Source organism: Promicromonospora sp. NPDC050249 (assembly GCF_040656015.1).
Classification (GTDB): Bacteria; Actinomycetota; Actinomycetes; order Actinomycetales; family Cellulomonadaceae; genus Promicromonospora.
The window spans coordinates 1-15,861 of sequence record NZ_JBFAKY010000060.1 but is presented as its reverse complement, the minus strand read 5'-3'; the positions used below and the strand labels follow the sequence as shown (position 1 = coordinate 15,861).

Annotated in this window: 15 protein-coding genes; 9 read left to right on the top strand and 6 right to left on the bottom strand. The window is 70.2% G+C overall.

Annotated features, from left to right (window positions below; translation table 11 throughout):
• The first annotated feature begins 126 nt into the window (after positions 1 to 126).
• Positions 127 to 1,266, top strand: coding sequence for a dipeptidase (locus AB0I32_RS26415; protein ID WP_357511543.1), 1,140 nt, complete (start codon positions 127 to 129; stop codon positions 1,264 to 1,266).
• 1 nt (position 1,267) lies between these two features.
• Here AB0I32_RS26415 and AB0I32_RS26410 read toward each other — a convergent pair whose 3' ends face one another.
• Entirely contained in the window at positions 1,268 to 1,540 is a 273-nt protein-coding gene (locus AB0I32_RS26410; protein WP_026366117.1) for a hypothetical protein, read from the bottom strand.
• 190 nt (positions 1,541 to 1,730) lie between these two features.
• Entirely contained in the window at positions 1,731 to 2,276 is a 546-nt protein-coding gene (locus AB0I32_RS26405) for a GNAT family N-acetyltransferase (protein WP_357511541.1), read from the bottom strand.
• 206 nt (positions 2,277 to 2,482) lie between these two features.
• Between AB0I32_RS26405 and dnaK the strand changes: the two genes are divergently transcribed.
• From dnaK to AB0I32_RS26380, 5 genes are all read left to right on the top strand, one after another.
• On the top strand, positions 2,483 to 4,345 hold the full coding sequence (gene dnaK / locus AB0I32_RS26400) for a molecular chaperone DnaK (RefSeq protein ID WP_357511539.1): 1,863 nt from the start codon (positions 2,483 to 2,485) through the stop codon (positions 4,343 to 4,345).
• The gene (grpE, locus tag AB0I32_RS26395; RefSeq protein WP_357511537.1) at positions 4,342 to 5,025 is read left to right on the top strand and encodes a nucleotide exchange factor GrpE; all 684 of its coding nucleotides are present in this window, start codon (positions 4,342 to 4,344) and stop codon (positions 5,023 to 5,025) included. The genes dnaK and grpE overlap by 4 nt, the downstream gene beginning before the upstream one ends.
• A gap of 84 nt (positions 5,026 to 5,109) precedes the next feature.
• Positions 5,110 to 6,126 carry a DnaJ C-terminal domain-containing protein gene (locus AB0I32_RS26390; RefSeq protein ID WP_357511535.1) on the top strand — a complete coding sequence of 339 codons (1,017 nt, stop codon included), beginning with the start codon at positions 5,110 to 5,112 and terminating at the stop codon, positions 6,124 to 6,126.
• 90 nt (positions 6,127 to 6,216) lie between these two features.
• Positions 6,217 to 6,669 (top strand): MerR family transcriptional regulator, encoded by a 453-nt coding sequence (locus AB0I32_RS26385; protein WP_357511533.1) that lies wholly within the window; start codon positions 6,217 to 6,219, stop codon positions 6,667 to 6,669.
• A gap of 160 nt (positions 6,670 to 6,829) precedes the next feature.
• Entirely contained in the window at positions 6,830 to 7,150 is a 321-nt protein-coding gene (locus tag AB0I32_RS26380; protein ID WP_357451337.1) for a DUF1540 domain-containing protein, read from the top strand.
• A gap of 136 nt (positions 7,151 to 7,286) precedes the next feature.
• Here AB0I32_RS26380 and AB0I32_RS26375 read toward each other — a convergent pair whose 3' ends face one another.
• A complete protein-coding gene (locus AB0I32_RS26375) occupies positions 7,287 to 8,054 on the bottom strand; it encodes a hypothetical protein (RefSeq protein ID WP_357511531.1) in 768 nt (255 codons plus the stop codon).
• A 249-nt stretch (positions 8,055 to 8,303) separates the two neighbouring features.
• Here AB0I32_RS26375 and AB0I32_RS26370 point away from each other — a divergent pair, with 249 nt between their 5' ends.
• The gene (locus tag AB0I32_RS26370; protein WP_357511529.1) at positions 8,304 to 11,726 is read left to right on the top strand and encodes a sigma-70 family RNA polymerase sigma factor; all 3,423 of its coding nucleotides are present in this window, start codon (positions 8,304 to 8,306) and stop codon (positions 11,724 to 11,726) included.
• Positions 11,727 to 11,759: 33 nt separating this feature from the next.
• Here the strand turns inward: AB0I32_RS26370 and upp are convergent, their stop codons facing one another.
• Entirely contained in the window at positions 11,760 to 12,395 is a 636-nt protein-coding gene (gene upp / locus AB0I32_RS26365; protein ID WP_357511527.1) for a uracil phosphoribosyltransferase, read from the bottom strand.
• Between the two features lie 152 nt (positions 12,396 to 12,547).
• On the opposite strand from upp, the gene AB0I32_RS26360 reads away from it, so the two are divergent.
• The gene (locus AB0I32_RS26360; protein ID WP_357511547.1) at positions 12,548 to 13,021 is read left to right on the top strand and encodes a nucleoside deaminase; all 474 of its coding nucleotides are present in this window, start codon (positions 12,548 to 12,550) and stop codon (positions 13,019 to 13,021) included.
• A gap of 13 nt (positions 13,022 to 13,034) precedes the next feature.
• Here the strand turns inward: AB0I32_RS26360 and AB0I32_RS26355 are convergent, their stop codons facing one another.
• Together AB0I32_RS26355 and AB0I32_RS26350 are read right to left on the bottom strand one after the other, a co-directional pair.
• The gene (locus AB0I32_RS26355; RefSeq protein ID WP_357511525.1) at positions 13,035 to 13,676 is read right to left on the bottom strand and encodes a hypothetical protein; all 642 of its coding nucleotides are present in this window, start codon (positions 13,674 to 13,676) and stop codon (positions 13,035 to 13,037) included.
• Positions 13,667 to 14,803 carry an L-histidine N(alpha)-methyltransferase gene (locus tag AB0I32_RS26350; protein WP_357511523.1) on the bottom strand — a complete coding sequence of 379 codons (1,137 nt, stop codon included), beginning with the start codon at positions 14,801 to 14,803 and terminating at the stop codon, positions 13,667 to 13,669. The genes AB0I32_RS26355 and AB0I32_RS26350 overlap by 10 nt, the downstream gene beginning before the upstream one ends.
• Positions 14,804 to 14,977: 174 nt before the next feature.
• Between AB0I32_RS26350 and AB0I32_RS26345 the strand changes: the two genes are divergently transcribed.
• Positions 14,978 to 15,805, top strand: coding sequence for a Sir2 family NAD-dependent protein deacetylase (locus AB0I32_RS26345; protein WP_357511545.1), 828 nt, complete (start codon positions 14,978 to 14,980; stop codon positions 15,803 to 15,805).
• The last annotated feature ends 56 nt before the right edge of the window (positions 15,806 to 15,861 follow it).

Genomic DNA, 15,861 nt, shown 5'->3' with positions numbered 1-15,861 from the left:
GGTCCGGGGTTTGCCTCCCCCCCCCCCGCTTTTGGCGGCCCGCGGCCCCGCCCCCCGGGGCCCCCCCCACGCCTGACCCCTACCCGGCCGGGCCGGGCGACGCGGCAGCGCGATAGCGTCGTCCGCATGACGACGACTGCCGACCGCCTCACCGCGCTCCTCGAGAAGCACCCTGTCTGGGACGGCCACAACGACCTCCCCTGGGCGCTGCGGGAGCAGTCGTTCTACGACCTCGACGCCGTCGACATCGCCCAGCGGCTCACCGCGACCCACACCGACCTGCCGCGCCTGCGCGACGGCGGCGTGGGCGCCCAGTTCTGGTCCGTCTACGTGCCCGCACAGCTCGCCGGCGGGGCGGCGGTCACCGCGACCCTCGAGCAGATCGACTGCGTGCACCGCATGGTGCGGAAGTACCCGGACACGCTCCGGCTCGCCCTGACCGCCGCCGACGTCGAGCAGGCCTGGGCCGACGGGCGGATCGCCTCGCTCATGGGCGCGGAGGGCGGCCACTCCATCGACGGGTCGCTCGGCGTGCTGCGCATGCTCCACGCGCTCGGAGTGCGCTACATGACCCTCACGCACAACGACAACGTGCCGTGGGCCGACTCGGCCACCGACGACGAGGTGCTGGGCGGGCTCTCCCCGTTCGGCGAGGACGTCGTGCGCGAGATGAACCGCCTGGGCATGCTCGTGGACCTCTCGCACACCTCCGCCGGCACCATGCGCCACGCCCTGCGAGTGACCTCGGCACCCGTCGTCTTCAGCCACTCCAGCGCCCGCGCCGTCTGCGACGTCCCCCGCAACGTGCCCGACGACGTCCTGACCACGCTCGCGACCAACGGCGGCGTCTGCATGGTGACGTTCGTGCCGCAGTTCGTGTCGCCCGCCGTCGCCGAGTGGCGGGCGACCGGCGCCGAGGCGGCAGCGGCCCAGGGCATCAAGAACACCGACCTCGGTGCGTTCGAGCCGTTCATCGCCGAGTGGCGGTCCCGGCACCCGCAGCCCCGCACCACGCTGGCCGACGTCGTCGCGCACGTCGAGCACGTCCGCGAGGTCGCAGGCGTCGACCACGTGGGACTCGGCGGCGACTACGACGGGACGCCCACCCTGCCCGAAGGGCTGGAGGACGTGACGGGCTATCCCCGTCTGCTCGCGGCGCTCGCCGACAACGGCTGGTCCGATGCCGACCTTGGCAAGCTGACCAGCGGTAACGCACTCCGCCTGCTGCGGGACGCCGAGTCGGTGGCGACGCGGACCGCGCGCTGACTCAGCTGGGCAGCTGCACGACCTTGCGCTGGAAGCCCAGGGCGACCTTCTGCAGGGACTCGAGCGGCTCCTGCTCGTTGTGGTAGCTGATCTGCCGCAGCATCGAGCCGGACGAGGCGAGCAGCGCGACGATCACGTCCCGCGCGTCCTCGCGGGTCTCGAGCGCCTCCTGCAGGAGGTCCTGGACGTGAGGTGACCTGAGACCGTCCTCCTCGGGATCGAGCAAGGCTGTCAGGAGCGCAATCGACAACGAGCTTCCGTGGATGCTTGCCATGGTGGTCTCCCCCCGTAGAGGCCCGGGGTCCCGGGCATCAGGCACCCGCGGGCAGGCCCGCGGGGTACGCGTCCGATGCCCCCACCCCTGTGGCCTCGGTCGTGCACCCTTGTGTACCGCAGGTCAGGGCGTCGCGCCCGTTGACAGGGGCGAAACAAGGCCGACGACGGCGTGTCGCACCGCGTGGTGGTCAGCCGGCGTGCAGGAGCAGCTGGAACAGGACGTGGTCCTGCCACTGCCCCGCGATCCTCAGGTACCCCGGTGCGAAGCCGATCCGCTCGAAGCCCACACGGGTCAGCACGGACTGCGACGCCTCGTTGTGGGGGAGCGTCGCGGCCTGCAGACGGTGCAGGCCCAGCTCGTCCCTTGCATGCTCCACCAGCGCCTCGATGGCGCGGGTCATCAGGCCCTGGCCGGTGAACCGGGCGTCCAGCCAGTAGCCGACATGGCCGTTCTCGAAGGCGCCCCGCACGATGTCGGTGAGGTTCAGCCTGCCCACGATCTCGCCGTCCACCTCGAGCACCGTGTACAGGGCCCGCCCGGTGGAGTTCTCCAGCACCTGCGCCCAGAGGTGCTCCTTGTGCCACTCCTCCGTGTAGAACGCCTCGGGGCGAGCGGGCTCCCAGGGGGCGAGGTGCTCACGGTTGCGCACGTAGGCGCGAGCGACCGCCTCCGCGTCGTCCTTGGTCAGCTCCCGGAGTGTGACGTCGTCGGTCAGAGCGGTCTCGAAGGGCATGGCGCCACCATAATCCTGCGCTCTCGGGGGCGGCGTCTGCGCAGGTCAACGTGGTCCTGCGCCCGGAGGCGCCCGGCCGGGAACTTTCCGGTCCCGAAGGAGGTTGAGTGAAGTGGACTCAACTTTGTGGGTGCGGGCTTGCTTCCAGGCGAGCTCCGGCCTAAGTTGAGTGCAGAAGACTCAATCTGTCGGAGGAAGGCAGTCACATGGCACGCTCAGTAGGTATCGACCTCGGCACCACGAACTCGGTGGTGACCGTCCTCGAGGGTGGAGAGCCCACCGTCATCGCCAACGCGGAGGGCTCGCGGACCACCCCGTCGGTGGTCGCGTTCTCCAAGACCGGCGAGGTGCTGGTCGGTGAGGTCGCCAAGCGTCAGGCGGTCACCAACGTCGACCGCACCATCTCGTCGGTCAAGCGCCACATGGGCACCGACTGGACCGTGAGCATCGACGACAAGAAGTACACGCCGCAGGAGATCTCGGCCCGCATCCTGGGCAAGCTCAAGCGCGACGCCGAGGAGTACCTCGGCGAGCCCGTCACGGAGGCCGTGATCACGGTCCCGGCGTACTTCAACGACGCCGAGCGCCAGGCCACGAAGGACGCGGGCCAGATCGCGGGCCTCGACGTCAAGCGCATCGTCAACGAGCCCACCGCGGCCGCCCTCGCCTACGGCCTGGACAAGGGCAAGGAGGACGAGCTCATCCTCGTCTTCGACCTCGGTGGTGGCACGTTCGACGTCTCCCTGCTCGAGGTGGGCAAGGACGAGGACGACTTCTCGACCATCCAGGTGCGCGCCACCTCCGGTGACAACCGCCTCGGTGGTGACGACTGGGACCAGCGCGTCGTGGAGTACCTCATCAAGCAGGTGAAGAACTCCTCGGGCGTCGACCTGTCGAAGGACAAGATCGCGCTCCAGCGGCTCCGCGAGGCGTCCGAGCAGGCCAAGAAGGAGCTCTCGTCCTCGACGAGCACCAACATCTCGATGCAGTACCTGTCGATGAGCGAGAACGGCCCCATCCACCTGGACGAGAAGCTCACGCGCGCTCAGTTCCAGCAGATGACGCAGGACCTCATCGACCGGACCAAGGCGCCGTTCCACGCCGTGATCCGTGATGCGGGCATCTCCGTCTCGGACATCGACCACGTCGTGCTCGTGGGTGGCTCCACCCGCATGCCCGCCGTGAGCGACGTCATCAAGGAGCTCACCGGCGGCCGCGAGCCCAACAAGGGTGTCAACCCGGACGAGGTCGTCGCCGTCGGCGCCGCCCTGCAGGCCGGCGTCATCACCGGTGACCGCAAGGACGTCCTGCTGATCGACGTCACCCCGCTGTCCCTCGGCATCGAGACCAAGGGTGGCGTGATGACCAAGCTCATCGAGCGCAACACGGCCATCCCGACCAAGCGCAGCGAGGTCTTCTCCACCGCTGACGACAACCAGCCGTCCGTGGCGATCCAGGTGTTCCAGGGCGAGCGTGAGTTCACGCGCGACAACAAGCCGCTGGGCGTCTTCGAGCTCACCGGTATCGCACCGGCCCCGCGTGGCGTGCCGCAGATCGAGGTCACGTTCGACATCGACGCCAACGGCATCGTGCACGTGTCCGCCAAGGACCGCGGCACGGGCATGGAGCAGTCGATGAAGATCACCGGCGGTTCGGCCCTGCCCAAGGACGACATCGACCGCATGGTCAAGGACGCGGAGCTGCACGCCGAGGAGGACAAGAAGCGTCGCGAGGAGGCGGACACCCGCAACCAGGCCGAGGCCTTCGCGTACTCCATGGAGAAGCAGATCGCGGACAACCGCGACAAGCTCCCCGCAGAGGTCGTCACCGAGGTCGAGGCGGACATCGCCGCGGTCAAGTCCGCGCTCGAGGGCGAGGACGCCGACGCGGTCAAGACCTCGTACGAGAAGCTCGGCGCCTCCTCGCAGAAGATCGGCGAGGCGCTGTACGCGTCCGAGCAGGCGGCGCCGCAGAGCGCCGACGGCGCACCGCAGGCGAACGCCCAGTCCGCCGCTGACGATGACGTCGTCGACGCCGAGATCGTGGACGACGAGGAAGAGCGCAAGTGACCGAAGAGAACCCGCAGGGGACCCCTGAGCCCGAGGGCTCGGAGGAGCACCCCTTCCACTTCACGGACAAGCGCAAGGTGAACAACTCCGGCGAGCAGAGCCGTCCGGCCGAACCGTCGGACGAGTCTGCCTCGGTGGACGGGCCTGCCTCGGACGACGAGGCCGCCCCGGTGGCTCAGCCTGCCGAGACCGACGCCGACCCGCTGGAAGGACTCGACTTCGAGCCGTCCGGTGAGGCGGCAGAGGCCTCCGAGGTCCTCAAGGCGAAGGCCGAGGCCGCGGAGCACCTGGACGCGCTGCAGCGCGAGCGGGCCAGCTTCACGAACTACCGCAACCGGGCTCTGCGCGACCAGGAGGCCGCACGGAACCGGGGTGTGCAGGACGTGCTGGCCGCGCTGCTGCCCGTGCTCGACGACGTCGAGCGCGCGAAGCAGCACGGCGAGCTGAGCGGCACCATGGCGGCGATCGCGGAGAAGCTCGACCAGAGCCTGCAGAAGTTCGGCGTCGAGCGGTTCGGCAAGGTGGGGGAGGAGTTCGACCCCAACCTGCACGAGGCGCTCATGCACTCGACCGACGCTGACGCGACGGCCTCCACGGTGAACCTCGTGGTGGAGCCCGGGTACAAGATCGGCGAGAAGGTGGTCCGGGCGGCACGCGTGGGCGTCGTCGGACCTGAGTGATCTACCGGTGGTCGTGCTCGTCGGGATCCAGGTCCCGACGAGCACGACCACCGGTTCGACGCGGAAGACGCGGAAGGAGGTGCCATGACCGGTCAGGACTGGATGGAGAAGGACTTCTACGCCGTGCTGGGCGTGCCGAAGGACGCCGACGACGCGGCCATCAAGAAGGCCTACCGCAAGCTGGCGCGTCAGCACCATCCCGACCAGAACCAGGGCAACGCGTCCGCCGAGACCAGGTTCAAGGAGATCGGCGAGGCGTACTCGGTGCTGTCCGACCCGGAGCAGCGCAGGCAGTACGACGCGGTGCGCGCGATGGCCGGCGGCGCTCGCTTCTCCGCCGGGCCCGGCGGTGCCGGGGCGGGCGGTTTCGAGGACATCATGGGCGCCATGTTCGGCGGTGGGCAGGGTCCCGCCGGCCGGGGCGGGCCACGGGTCCGCTATTCGCAGGGCGGCGCCGCCGCCCCGGGCTTCGAGGACATCCTCGGTTCGATGTTCGGCGCCGGGGGCCGGTCCGCCTACGGTTCGGCCGGCCCGACGGGGTTCGGCGCGCCGACCAAGGGTGCCGACGTCGTCGCGCAGGTCACGCTGCCGTTCCGTGCGGCAGTGGAGGGCACGACTGCCGAGCTGGACGTCAACGGCCGCACCATCACCGCCCGGATCCCCGCGGGGATCAACGACGGCAAGAAGATCCGGCTGCGCGGCAAGGGCAAGCCGGGCGTCGCCGGTGGCCCCGCGGGTGACCTGGTGGTCACGGTGCACGTGACGCCCCATCCCGTCTGGACGCTGGACGGGCTCGACCTGCGCATGACCGTGCCCGTCACGTTCGCCGAGGCCGCACTCGGGACCACGCTGGAGGTACCGACCCTGGACGGCTCGGCCGTCCGGCTGAAGGTGCCTGCGGGGACCCCGTCGGGACGGTCGCTGCGTGTCAAGGGGCGCGGCGTGCAGACGGCGACCGCGAACGGCGACCTGCTCGTCAGCGTTCAGGTGGTCGTTCCGCAGAAGCTGAGCAAGAAGGCCAAGCAGGCGATCGAGACGTTCGCCGCGGAGAGCGACGGCGAGGACGTGCGCGCCAGTCTGGCCGAGCGGGCGATGGAATGACGTCCGGCGCGGTGGGGCACGGTCCCCACCGTGCCGCGGTCGGTTAACCTGCCCGCACGCAGTTCCGAGCGATGAGACAGGGAGGGGCGCATGGTCGACGACGACGCACCCGTGCTCACCGTCTCCAAGGCAGCGGAGCTGGCGGGTATGCACCCGCAGACGCTGCGCCAGTACGACCGGCTCGGCCTGGTGGTACCCCGGCGCACCCGTGGCCGCGGCCGCCGCTACTCGCGCCGGGATGTGGCGCGCCTTCTGCAGGTACAGCGGCTCGCGCAGGTCGAGGGCATCAACCTGGCCGGTATCAAGCGCATCCTCGCCCTCGAGGCGCACGTCTCGGTCCTCGAGGAACGCCTCGGTGACCTGCTGATGCGGGTCCAGGAGGAAGGGCGTGTGTTCGCCGCGGGTCCGGCTGCCGGCGACGTCGTCGTCGTGCAACGGGGCCAGCGGGTCCGGAGCGCGGCGATGCGCGTCGACCTCGAGCATCGCGGCGTGGGCGGTGGAGCAGTGGTGCTCTGGCGGCCGACTCCTCGGCGCGAGGACTGAGTGCTCCCGATCGCCGGCCAATTTCGGTAACGCAATTCTTTCGTTAATCAAGAATGCGCGCGAAAAGATAGGTAAGGCATTCCTTGCTCTACGCGTTCTGCATTTCCGGAATATGATCGAGCTCTTCCGGAGGTTCCAGCGCACCAACGAGGAGTGAGTCATGAGCACGCTGATGGAAATGCCTGAGGTCGCCGAGTGCTCGATCGACGGCTGCGGCTACAACCACGACCACGGCTGCCACGCCGGCGCCGTCACCATCGCAGGTCACGAAGGTGACGCCTCCTGTGCGACGTTCATCCCGCTGAGCACCAAGGGCGGCCTCGACAAGGTCATCGCCCACGTCGGAGCCTGCCAGCGCGGCGAGTGCGTGCACAACGACCACCTGGAGTGCGGCGCCTCGTCGATCCGTGTGGGCGCCGGGCCCGAGCAGCCGGGGCACGCCGACTGCCTCACCTTCCAGGAGCGCCGACCGGCCCTGTAGAAAGCGGCAGGGCTGGAACGAGGCAGAGGCAGAACGAAGTAGAGACAGAACGAAGTAGAGACAGAACGAGGCAGAGCGCCCGCTCGACGGTGAGCGGGCGCTCTCGCTCTTTGTTCGATGTCCGCGGTTCGGCGGCTCAGCGAGCCAGGTGGTCCAGCAGGAGCAGCGCGTCGTCGTGCGTCCCCGGCAGGCGCTCCACCCAGACCCGGGTCGGCCTGCGTACCTCGGTGGTGAGGCCGAGCACCTCCGCGTTGCGTTCCACCACGCGGCGCAGCGACTGACCCAGCTCCGCGGTGGCGGGGCCGCGCTCGCACAGCACCACGAAGGTGCCGTCGCCGACGGCGGCCATCGGATGGCCCTCACCGAAGACCTGGTGCAGGGTGCGACCGATCGCCGCAGAGCGCGCGAGCCGCTGCCAGGTGTCGAGGCTGTCGAGGCCGACGTCGAGCACCAGCAGGCAGTGGGTGGTCCCTGCGGTGGAGCCGGAGCGTTGCGCGGTGCCGTAGGTCTCGCGCAGGCGCTCGCCCAGGTACTCGCCGGTCGGCAGGCCTGTCGACGGGTCGTGCGTGGCCACCTGATAGGGGACCCGCTCGCGCTCTCCTACCCAGCCGATCGCCGCGGCGCGCAGCGCGCCGACGTCGGTGGGGCGGCCGAACGCGGCATACAGACAGGCGACGTCGTCCAGCGCCTCGGTGATCCCGGCGCCGACGGCGGCCCGCGCGGCGCCAAGACGCTCCGCGGGAGCTATCACTCCGCGGCCCTCAGCCAATGCCTCTGCCAGCGCTTCAGCGGCCGGGTGCTCCCAGTCGTTCGGTCGGATCCAGACCGAGGCCAGACTGCTGGCGCGCCACCGCTCGCGCAGGTCATGCACTCGCACCTGCGCCTCCTGCTGTGACTCGCTCATGATGAAGGGACCCTCACGGAGACCAATCATGACGCACCTTCAGGGGTGGTGTACCGCACTTCACCCGAAGATCATCCTGGTAATGTTTTTTTCAGCCCCTAAGATGGCGGTGTGGCTCTATAGTCTTGGGCAGGGACACGGCCGAGAGTCTGGGTAGACGTGAAACAAGCCGAGAGCAGCACAGGGGAAACCCCGAGTGACGCGGAACTGATCCTGCAGGTCAGGTCGGGTGATCGCGAGGCTTTCGGCGTGCTCTACGAGCGCCACGCGGGGGCCGCGCGCGCGCTCGCGCGTCAGTACGTCTCGCCCGCAGACGCCGACGATGTCGTCGCGGACGCCTTCAGCAAGCTTTTTGAGATGCTTCGCCGCGGCGCCGGCCCCGACGCAGGGTTCCGTCCCTACCTGTACACAGTGGTCCGCCACCGGTCGTTCGACGTCTCCCGCGGTGCCGCGCGGACGCGGCCCAGCACCGACGACGAGATCGAGTCGGTGGTCGGCCGGGTCGCATCCGACGAGGACCCCGCGCTCGCCGGCTTCGAGCGCAGCGTCGTCTCCAAGGCCTACTTCGACCTCCCCGAGCGCTGGCGCGAGGTGCTCTGGTACGTACTGGTCGACGACCTGAAGCCCGCGCAGGTGGCGCCGGTGCTGGGTCTCAGCCCCAACGGCGTCTCGGCACTGCTCTACCGGGCCAAGGAAGCGCTGCGCGCCGGCTACCTGCAGCAGCACCTGACGCACGCCCCCTCGGACACGTGCCGCTCCGTGAACCCGCTCCTCGGCGGGTACGTGCGGGACAGCCTGTCCAAGCGGGAGACCACGAAGATCGCCGACCACCTGGCGACCTGCGGCACCTGCAGCGCTCTGGTGCTCGAGCTGCACGACGTCGCGCACGGCATGAAGACGGTCATCGCCCCGCTGGTGCTCGGTGCGGGCGGTCTGGCTCTCGTCGGCGCGGGTGCGCCGATCGGTGGCATCGTCGTCGCGGCCAAGGCGGGCGCGGGCGCGGCCGTCGGAAGCGCGCCGGCGGCGACAGCGACCGTCGGTGCTGCCTCGACCGGCACGTTCTCGGGTGTGGTGTCCTCCGCGGTCTCCGCCACCGCCAGTGCGTTCGCCGCGGCGACGGGCGGCAGCGTGGCGGCCGGCGCGATCGCCGTCGCCGCCGTCAGCGTGGTCGCGGCGCTGCAGATCGCGGGCCCCGGCGACCCCGAGCCGGTGGCCGCCGACAGGGTGATCAGCACCGAGGACGGCCGTGGGCTGCCCGGTGCCGAGGAGATCAACGGCAAGCCGGTGGCGCCGTCCGAGAACAACCTCGAGCCGGACCCGAGCACGCAGGCAGTTCTTCGTGTCGACTACACCGACGCCTCGGACCCGCTGGTTCCCCGCGAGCACCAGATCCTGGGGTTCACCATCACGAACGCGGGCGAGGTCGCCGCGACAGGTACGCAGCTGGAGCTCACGCTTCCCCACGGTCTGACCATGACGCCGGACGAAGGTCCGTTCGGCACAGGCGTGGGAGGACGGCTCGTCCGGGACACCGCGGAGCCGACAGAGGGAGCCGACGACGCCGAGACGCCGACGCCCGACGCCGGCGCGGGCGAGAACAGCGCCGACGGCACGGATCCGGATCCCGAGAGCTCGTCCGACGGCGAGACGCAGGCCGAGCCGAGTGCGTCGCCGAGCGCCCCCGCAACGGTGGGACCGCTCCCGAACGACGGCCCGATCGCCTGTAACCCGACCGAGCAGGCGAACGTGCTGCTCTGCTCGCTCGGCGAGGTCGCACCGGGACAGGCGCACCGCGTCGAGGTGCCCGTCCGGGCCAACGCCGGTGGTGACTACCCCATCGGCGCCGAGGTGTGGGCCGACGGTCTCGACCACGTGACGATCGATCTCGCGGACCGCACGGTCGCGCCGTTCGGTCCGGAGCTGTCCGCGTCGACCGACAACGTCTCGCTGGGCAGCCCGGGGACCGCGGCGCTGCCGATCCGCGTCAACAGCACCGGCGACCGCACGGTCCCCGCTGACTGGGGTGTCGAGGTGTCGCTGCCCGACGGCGTCAGGCCGGCCGGGGAGCAGCCCGAGCTGACCTGCTCGGCCGCGGAGTCACCGAACGCCTGGTTCTGTGCCCCGCACGCGGGCACCGACGCGGCGACACCGGTCGCGCCCGGTGACGCCCGCGCCGTAGCGCTGAACGTCACGTCGGTGGTCGAGGCTTCGTCGGCGGAGGCCACGGAGCTCGGCGTCGCCAACATCCGCCCGGTCGTCACCGGGGGTTACGCGTACTCCACCACCGCGACGGTGACCGTGACGTCCGCCTGGGCGAATGCCACGGACGGCGTGGGCACGGTCACGGCCTCCTGCCTCGCCAAGGGTGGAGCCGGCACCGCCGACGCCGTGGTGACCGGCACGTACACCAACACGACTCAGCGCGCGGTACGGGTGGCCCTCCAGGCGGCCGGCACCAGTGCTTCCACGGGTAAGAGCCTCACACCCGGCGAGTCCATCGAGCTGACGGCGCACGACGGTCTGCGGGTCCCGGCGGGTCAGGCGGTCTTCGTCCTGGCCACCGATGTGGACGGCCGGTCCTACAAGACCCCTGTGCCTGCGGGTGACCACCAGGCAGCTGACTGCTACACGCCGTCGTGGTCGACCGAGGTGAGTGCGCGGACTGTCAACCTGAGCGGCACGGTGGTCGTCGAGGGCAAGCTGACCAACACGTCGGACGAGACCATGACCGCTGTCATGACCGTGCCGTCGGGCGGCACCGACCTTGAGTCCGATCCTCTTACCGTGGCGGCAGGCGGCACCGTGACATTCACGGTGGACACGGGGCGCGTAATCGTTCCCGAGGGGGAGGCGGTCTTCCGCCTCTCACGGGACGGCAAGGACGAGGACGGCGACGCGCCTGCCGAGGCGGTCGTGTCCAAGGACAACCCGACGGCGCACTACGACGCCGCGACCATCGCCCCGGCGTTGGGCGACAGGCCCGTGATGGTGGGGGCCTGCGAGTTCGACGCCGAGCAGGACCGCTCGGTGCAGAAGTTCGCCTTCACGGCCGACAACACGGCGTCGACGCTGCCCGTGCGGTTCCACGTGGGGGACGTGACCAGGACCGTGGAGGCCGGACAGACGCAGGTGATCGAGTACCCGGTCGTCTGGGGCACCGAGACGGCCGAGATAACGGCCGCAGGCAAGGTGCTGGACACGACGAACGTCGCGTTCGAGTCGTGCGCCGAGCTCGAGTGGCCCGCCGAGGCCGTGTCGGTCAGCACCGAGGCCCGGTGCTCCGCCGACTCGCAGGTTCAGCTCATGGCGACCGTGGACAACCGGACCGGCCGCGACTGGACGGGCGTGCTGGTCCGCGAGAGCAGCAACGACGTCGGAGCCGACCAGCAGGTGCCGGCGGGGCAGGCCACCACCCTCACGCTCACTCGGCAGACGCCCATCAGCAGCGAGGGCACGGTCACCGTACGGCTCTTCCGTGAGCTCGAGGGCAAGGGCCACGAGGTGGAGTGGTCGTACGCCGTGAACGGCGCGACGTGCCTCGGCATCGAGTGCGAACCGACGCAGAGCGCGACGCCGACGGCCCTGGGCAGTGAGTGGCAGTGGCCCTGGCAGGACTACGGCACCTGCACCGAGGAGCAGGCCGCCGAGGAGCAGACCGACGACCAGGCCTGACGCCTGAGCGTCAGAGCCTGACCGGCCATGGCATCAGACGATGCCGTACAGGCGGTCGCCCGCGTCGCCCAGACCGGGCACGATGTAGGCCTTCTCGTTGAGCCGCTCGTCCACCGCGGCCACGACGACGGTCAGGTTCGCGCGGTCGCCCACGTGCTCCTCGAGCAGCTGGATGCCCTCGGGGGCCGCCAGCAGGCAGACCGCCGTCACCTCGCGGGCGCCACGCTCCAGCACGTAGTCGATGGCGGCGACCAGGGTGCCACCGGTCGCGAGCATCGGGTCGATCAGGAACACGTGCCGGCCGGTGAGGTCGTCGGGCAGGCGGTTCGCGTACGTGACGGCCTTGAACGTCTCCTCGTCGCGCACGAGTCCGAGGAACCCGACCTCCGCCGTCGGGAGCAGGCGGCTCATGCCGTCGAGCATGCCCAGGCCGGCGCGCAGGATCGGCACCACGAGTGGCGGCGGCGACGCGAGGCGGGTGCCCGTCATGGTGGCGACCGGAGTCCTGACCTCGTGCGGCTCGGTGGCGATGTCCCGCGTGGCCTCGTAGGCCAGGAGCGTGACGAGCTCGTCGACGAGCAGGCGGAAGGTGGGCGAGGCAGTTGTCTCGTCCCGCAGGACGGTCAGCTTGTGGGCGACCAGCGGGTGATCGACGACGTGGAGGCGCATGGGACCCACGCTACCGGGCAGTGGCGCGCCAGGACCGCGTGGAGGCCCTGAACGTTGTCAGGCCCACACCGCGCGTGGGCCACACCGGGTTGTCGGACGTCCGGGTCACTAGGGTGAGCGGTGTGTCGGAGACGTCGGAGGGCCTGAGCGCGATGAGCGTCGCCGAGCGCCGCGCGCACTGGGAGCGCTGGATGGGCGCTGCCCTCGACGAGGCGCGTCGAGCCCTCGACACCGGCGACGTACCCGTCGGTGCCCTGGTGCTCGACGAGGCGGGACGGGTCATCGGCGTCGGGCACAACGAGCGGGAGGCGACGGGGGACCCGACAGCGCATGCCGAGGTGCTCGCGATGCGAGCCGCCGCCGCGGCGCGCGGCGAGTGGCGCCTGACCGGCTGCACGCTGGTGGTGACGCTCGAACCGTGCCCGATGTGCGCGGGCGCGCTGGTGCAGGCCAGGGTGCGGCGCCTGGTGCTGGGCGCGTGGGACCCGAAGGCGGGCGCCACCGGGTCCGTCTGGGACCTCGTGCGTGACCAGCGTGCGCTGCACGAGGTGGAGGTGCTCGGCGGCGTGCGCGAGGCGGAGTGCGGGGCGCTGCTCCGCGAGTTCTTCGAGGCGCGGCGCGGCTGAGCGGTCGTCGGCGTCAGACCTGGGGCAGCGCCAGGTGCAGCTGGTCGAGCAGCGTGCGGAGGCGCAGCAGGTACAGCCGTTCGTTCGCGAGGCTGGACAGGTTCGATCCAGCGGCGGTGTCCTGGTACTTGATGAGCATGAGCTCGAACTCGGTGAGGTCCCGGCGCCAGTTGTAGCCCTGCACCTGCTCGCGCCAGCGGTGCAGCTGCCCGACGAGCGGGCTGTCGGGCGTCCGGCTCAGCACGCCCGAGGCGAGTGCCGCGTCGACGGCGGACAGTGCCAGCCGAGGACTGACCGAGAGGACGCGGATACCGCCGGTCCGGAGCCCGGCGAGCCGGCGCTCGACGATCGCGCGGTTCTGCTGCAGCTCGAAGACCAGCGAGGCGACCGCCTCCGAGCGGCGTTCGGTCTCCGCGTTCTGCCGCTCCACGATGAGCCCGGTGACACCCGCGAGAAGCGTCAGCGAGTTGACCCAGGGTTCCCACTCGGGTCCGACGCCGAGTATCCACAGGATGCCGAGCACAAAGGCGATGCCGAGAAGGGCATAGGTGATCACGGCGACGATCACGCGCCGTCGGCGGGCCCAGCGGCGGCTCGACCACGCCACCAGGGCCTGTCGCCGCAGCAGGCGCAGCCGCGCCTGCATCAGTTCCACACGTCGAACGTCGGCAGCTGGACCGGCGCGTTCTCGTCGGGCGCCAGGAGGCGCAGCTCCAGACCGAACGGGTTGTGCCGCTGCGTGTGCCGGTAGTGCTCGCGCTGCACATGGGTGGTGCGCAGGCCGGCGCTGGAGACCAGCTGGTCGATGCGTTCCGTCGTGTACTTGCGCGTCGTGTACAGCCGGATCGTGTCCTGCGGCTTGAGGCGGATCGGACGGCTGCCCGGGACGTGCATCCGGATCGCCTCGGAGCCGGTGTTCTGCCAGAACACCTTCAACAGGATGCTCTCGTCCTCGACCGATCCGGTAAACCTGATGTGCTCCAGGTCGACCTTGAGGTCGGTGTTGTAGCGGACGGCGCTCGCGACGAACTCCACGAACCCGCGGGTCTGGCGGTACTCGGCCTCGGTGTCGCGCACGGCGACGTCGGACAGGCTCTCCGTGCTCGCGAACTCGACGAGCATCCGGTCCTGTGGACGGAGCACCTTGGCGAGGCCGGTCAGGAAGTCCTCGTCACCGTCGAAGTTGGCGACCGTGTTGCCGACCAGCGAGTAGAGGATCGGCTCGTCGTCGACGAGCCGGTCGAGGAACTGCTTGAGCTCCTCGAGGTTCCCGTCCAGGGAGAGGTCGATCTGCAGGCCGAGCGAGCGGTCCAGCGGAAAACGCGCTTCGCGGACGGCGGTGCGAGAGCCCGTCCGGAGCATCTCCGCACTCATGTCGATCGGGATGTAGAGCATCGACGGGTTGGCTCGCGACATCGTCTCCAGGAACATCCCGTCCTTGGCACCGGTGCCGACGCCAAGGCTCACCAGGTGCACGCACTCGTCGGTGACGAGCGGCGAGATGGTGCGCCACTGCCTGCGGAACATCTCGGTGCCGACCTTGATCACCATGTAGGTCGGGTCGTTCGAGGCGTTGAACCAGGCGATGGTGGGACCGATACCCCAGTAGGCGTACCCCGACGGGACGCGCTTGCCGTCACCGGTGCTCGAGTGCCCGTCGTCGAGGTACTGGGCGAGGGTGGCGAGCTTGTCCGACTGGTCCTCGCCGACGAGGGTCACGGACCATCCGAAGTCGTCGCCGGCCAGGGTGCTGTCGATCCTTGATATCGCTGAGTCGCCCACGCGGTCCCCTCGTTCCGATACAAAGAGATCCCAGGCTAGCGGGATGCGGTCCGGTGCGAAATGGAACACATGGCGGCGCCGCCGGACCTCTCCCGGCATACCCTCGTAAGCGTGTTCCCTCAAGCCCGACCCACCACCTGGCAGCCGGAGCCCGTCGAGGTCGCCCGCACCACGGTGGACGACGCCGTCGACGTGCTCGCCGGCCTGCGGTTCACCGCGCTCACGGGCGCAGGGGTCTCCACGGACTCAGGCATCCCCGACTACCGCGGCCCCGACTCCCCGCCCCGCAACCCGATGACCTACCAGCAGTTCGTGGGCGACGAGGAGTTCCGCCGTCACTACTGGGCGCGCAACCACGTGGGCTGGAAGCACGTGAACCGGACCGTGCCGAACGCCGGGCATCGCGCGCTCGTCCTCCTGGAGGAGCGCGACCTCCTCGCCGGGATCATTACGCAGAACGTGGACCTGCTGCACGAGGACGCGGGCTCGCGCAACGTCATCGACCTGCACGGACGCTACGACCGGGTGATCTGCCTGTCCTGCGGCCGGGTCATCTCACGCACGCACCTGGCCGAGCGCCTCGACGCCCTGAACCCGGAATTCCTCGAGTCGATCGGCGACGTCGCGGACATCGAGATCGCGCCCGACGCCGACGCCGTCATCGAGTCGACCGCCCACTTCCGGCCGGCGCCCTGCGAGTTCTGCGGCGGGGTGCTCAAGCCGGAGATCGTCTACTTCGGCGAGAACGTGCCGCGCGAGCGCGTGGACCGCGCGTTCGCGATGGTGGACTCCGCCGACGCCCTGCTCGTCGCGGGCTCGTCCCTGACCGTGATGAGCGGACTCCGGTTCGTGCGGCATGCGGCGAACGAGGGCAAGCCCGTGGTGATCGTGAACCGCGGCATCACCCGCGGCGACAAGTACGCGACCGTGAAGATCGAGGCGGGCACGAGCGACGTCCTGCAGGAGCTCGTCCGCCGCCTCCCACCGCTTTCGCCGAGATAGAACCAGGGCGAGACAGAACGGTGGCGAGACAGAACCCTGGCGGTTCTGTCTCGCCA

Excerpts from the sequence above, each read along its gene's own strand:
- AB0I32_RS26415 (WP_357511543.1), top strand. The coding sequence starts at position 127 with ATGACGACGACTGCCGACCGCCTCACCGCGCTCCTCGAGAAGCACCCT.
- AB0I32_RS26410 (WP_026366117.1), bottom strand. The coding sequence starts at position 1,540 with ATGGCAAGCATCCACGGAAGCTCGTTGTCGATTGCGCTCCTGACAGCC.
- AB0I32_RS26405 (WP_357511541.1), bottom strand. The coding sequence starts at position 2,276 with ATGCCCTTCGAGACCGCTCTGACCGACGACGTCACACTCCGGGAGCTG.
- dnaK (WP_357511539.1), top strand. The coding sequence starts at position 2,483 with ATGGCACGCTCAGTAGGTATCGACCTCGGCACCACGAACTCGGTGGTG.
- AB0I32_RS26390 (WP_357511535.1), top strand. The coding sequence starts at position 5,110 with ATGACCGGTCAGGACTGGATGGAGAAGGACTTCTACGCCGTGCTGGGC.
- AB0I32_RS26385 (WP_357511533.1), top strand. The coding sequence starts at position 6,217 with ATGGTCGACGACGACGCACCCGTGCTCACCGTCTCCAAGGCAGCGGAG.
- AB0I32_RS26380 (WP_357451337.1), top strand. The coding sequence starts at position 6,830 with ATGAGCACGCTGATGGAAATGCCTGAGGTCGCCGAGTGCTCGATCGAC.
- AB0I32_RS26375 (WP_357511531.1), bottom strand. The coding sequence starts at position 8,054 with ATGAGCGAGTCACAGCAGGAGGCGCAGGTGCGAGTGCATGACCTGCGC.
- upp (WP_357511527.1), bottom strand. The coding sequence starts at position 12,395 with ATGCGCCTCCACGTCGTCGATCACCCGCTGGTCGCCCACAAGCTGACC.
- AB0I32_RS26360 (WP_357511547.1), top strand. The coding sequence starts at position 12,548 with ATGAGCGTCGCCGAGCGCCGCGCGCACTGGGAGCGCTGGATGGGCGCT.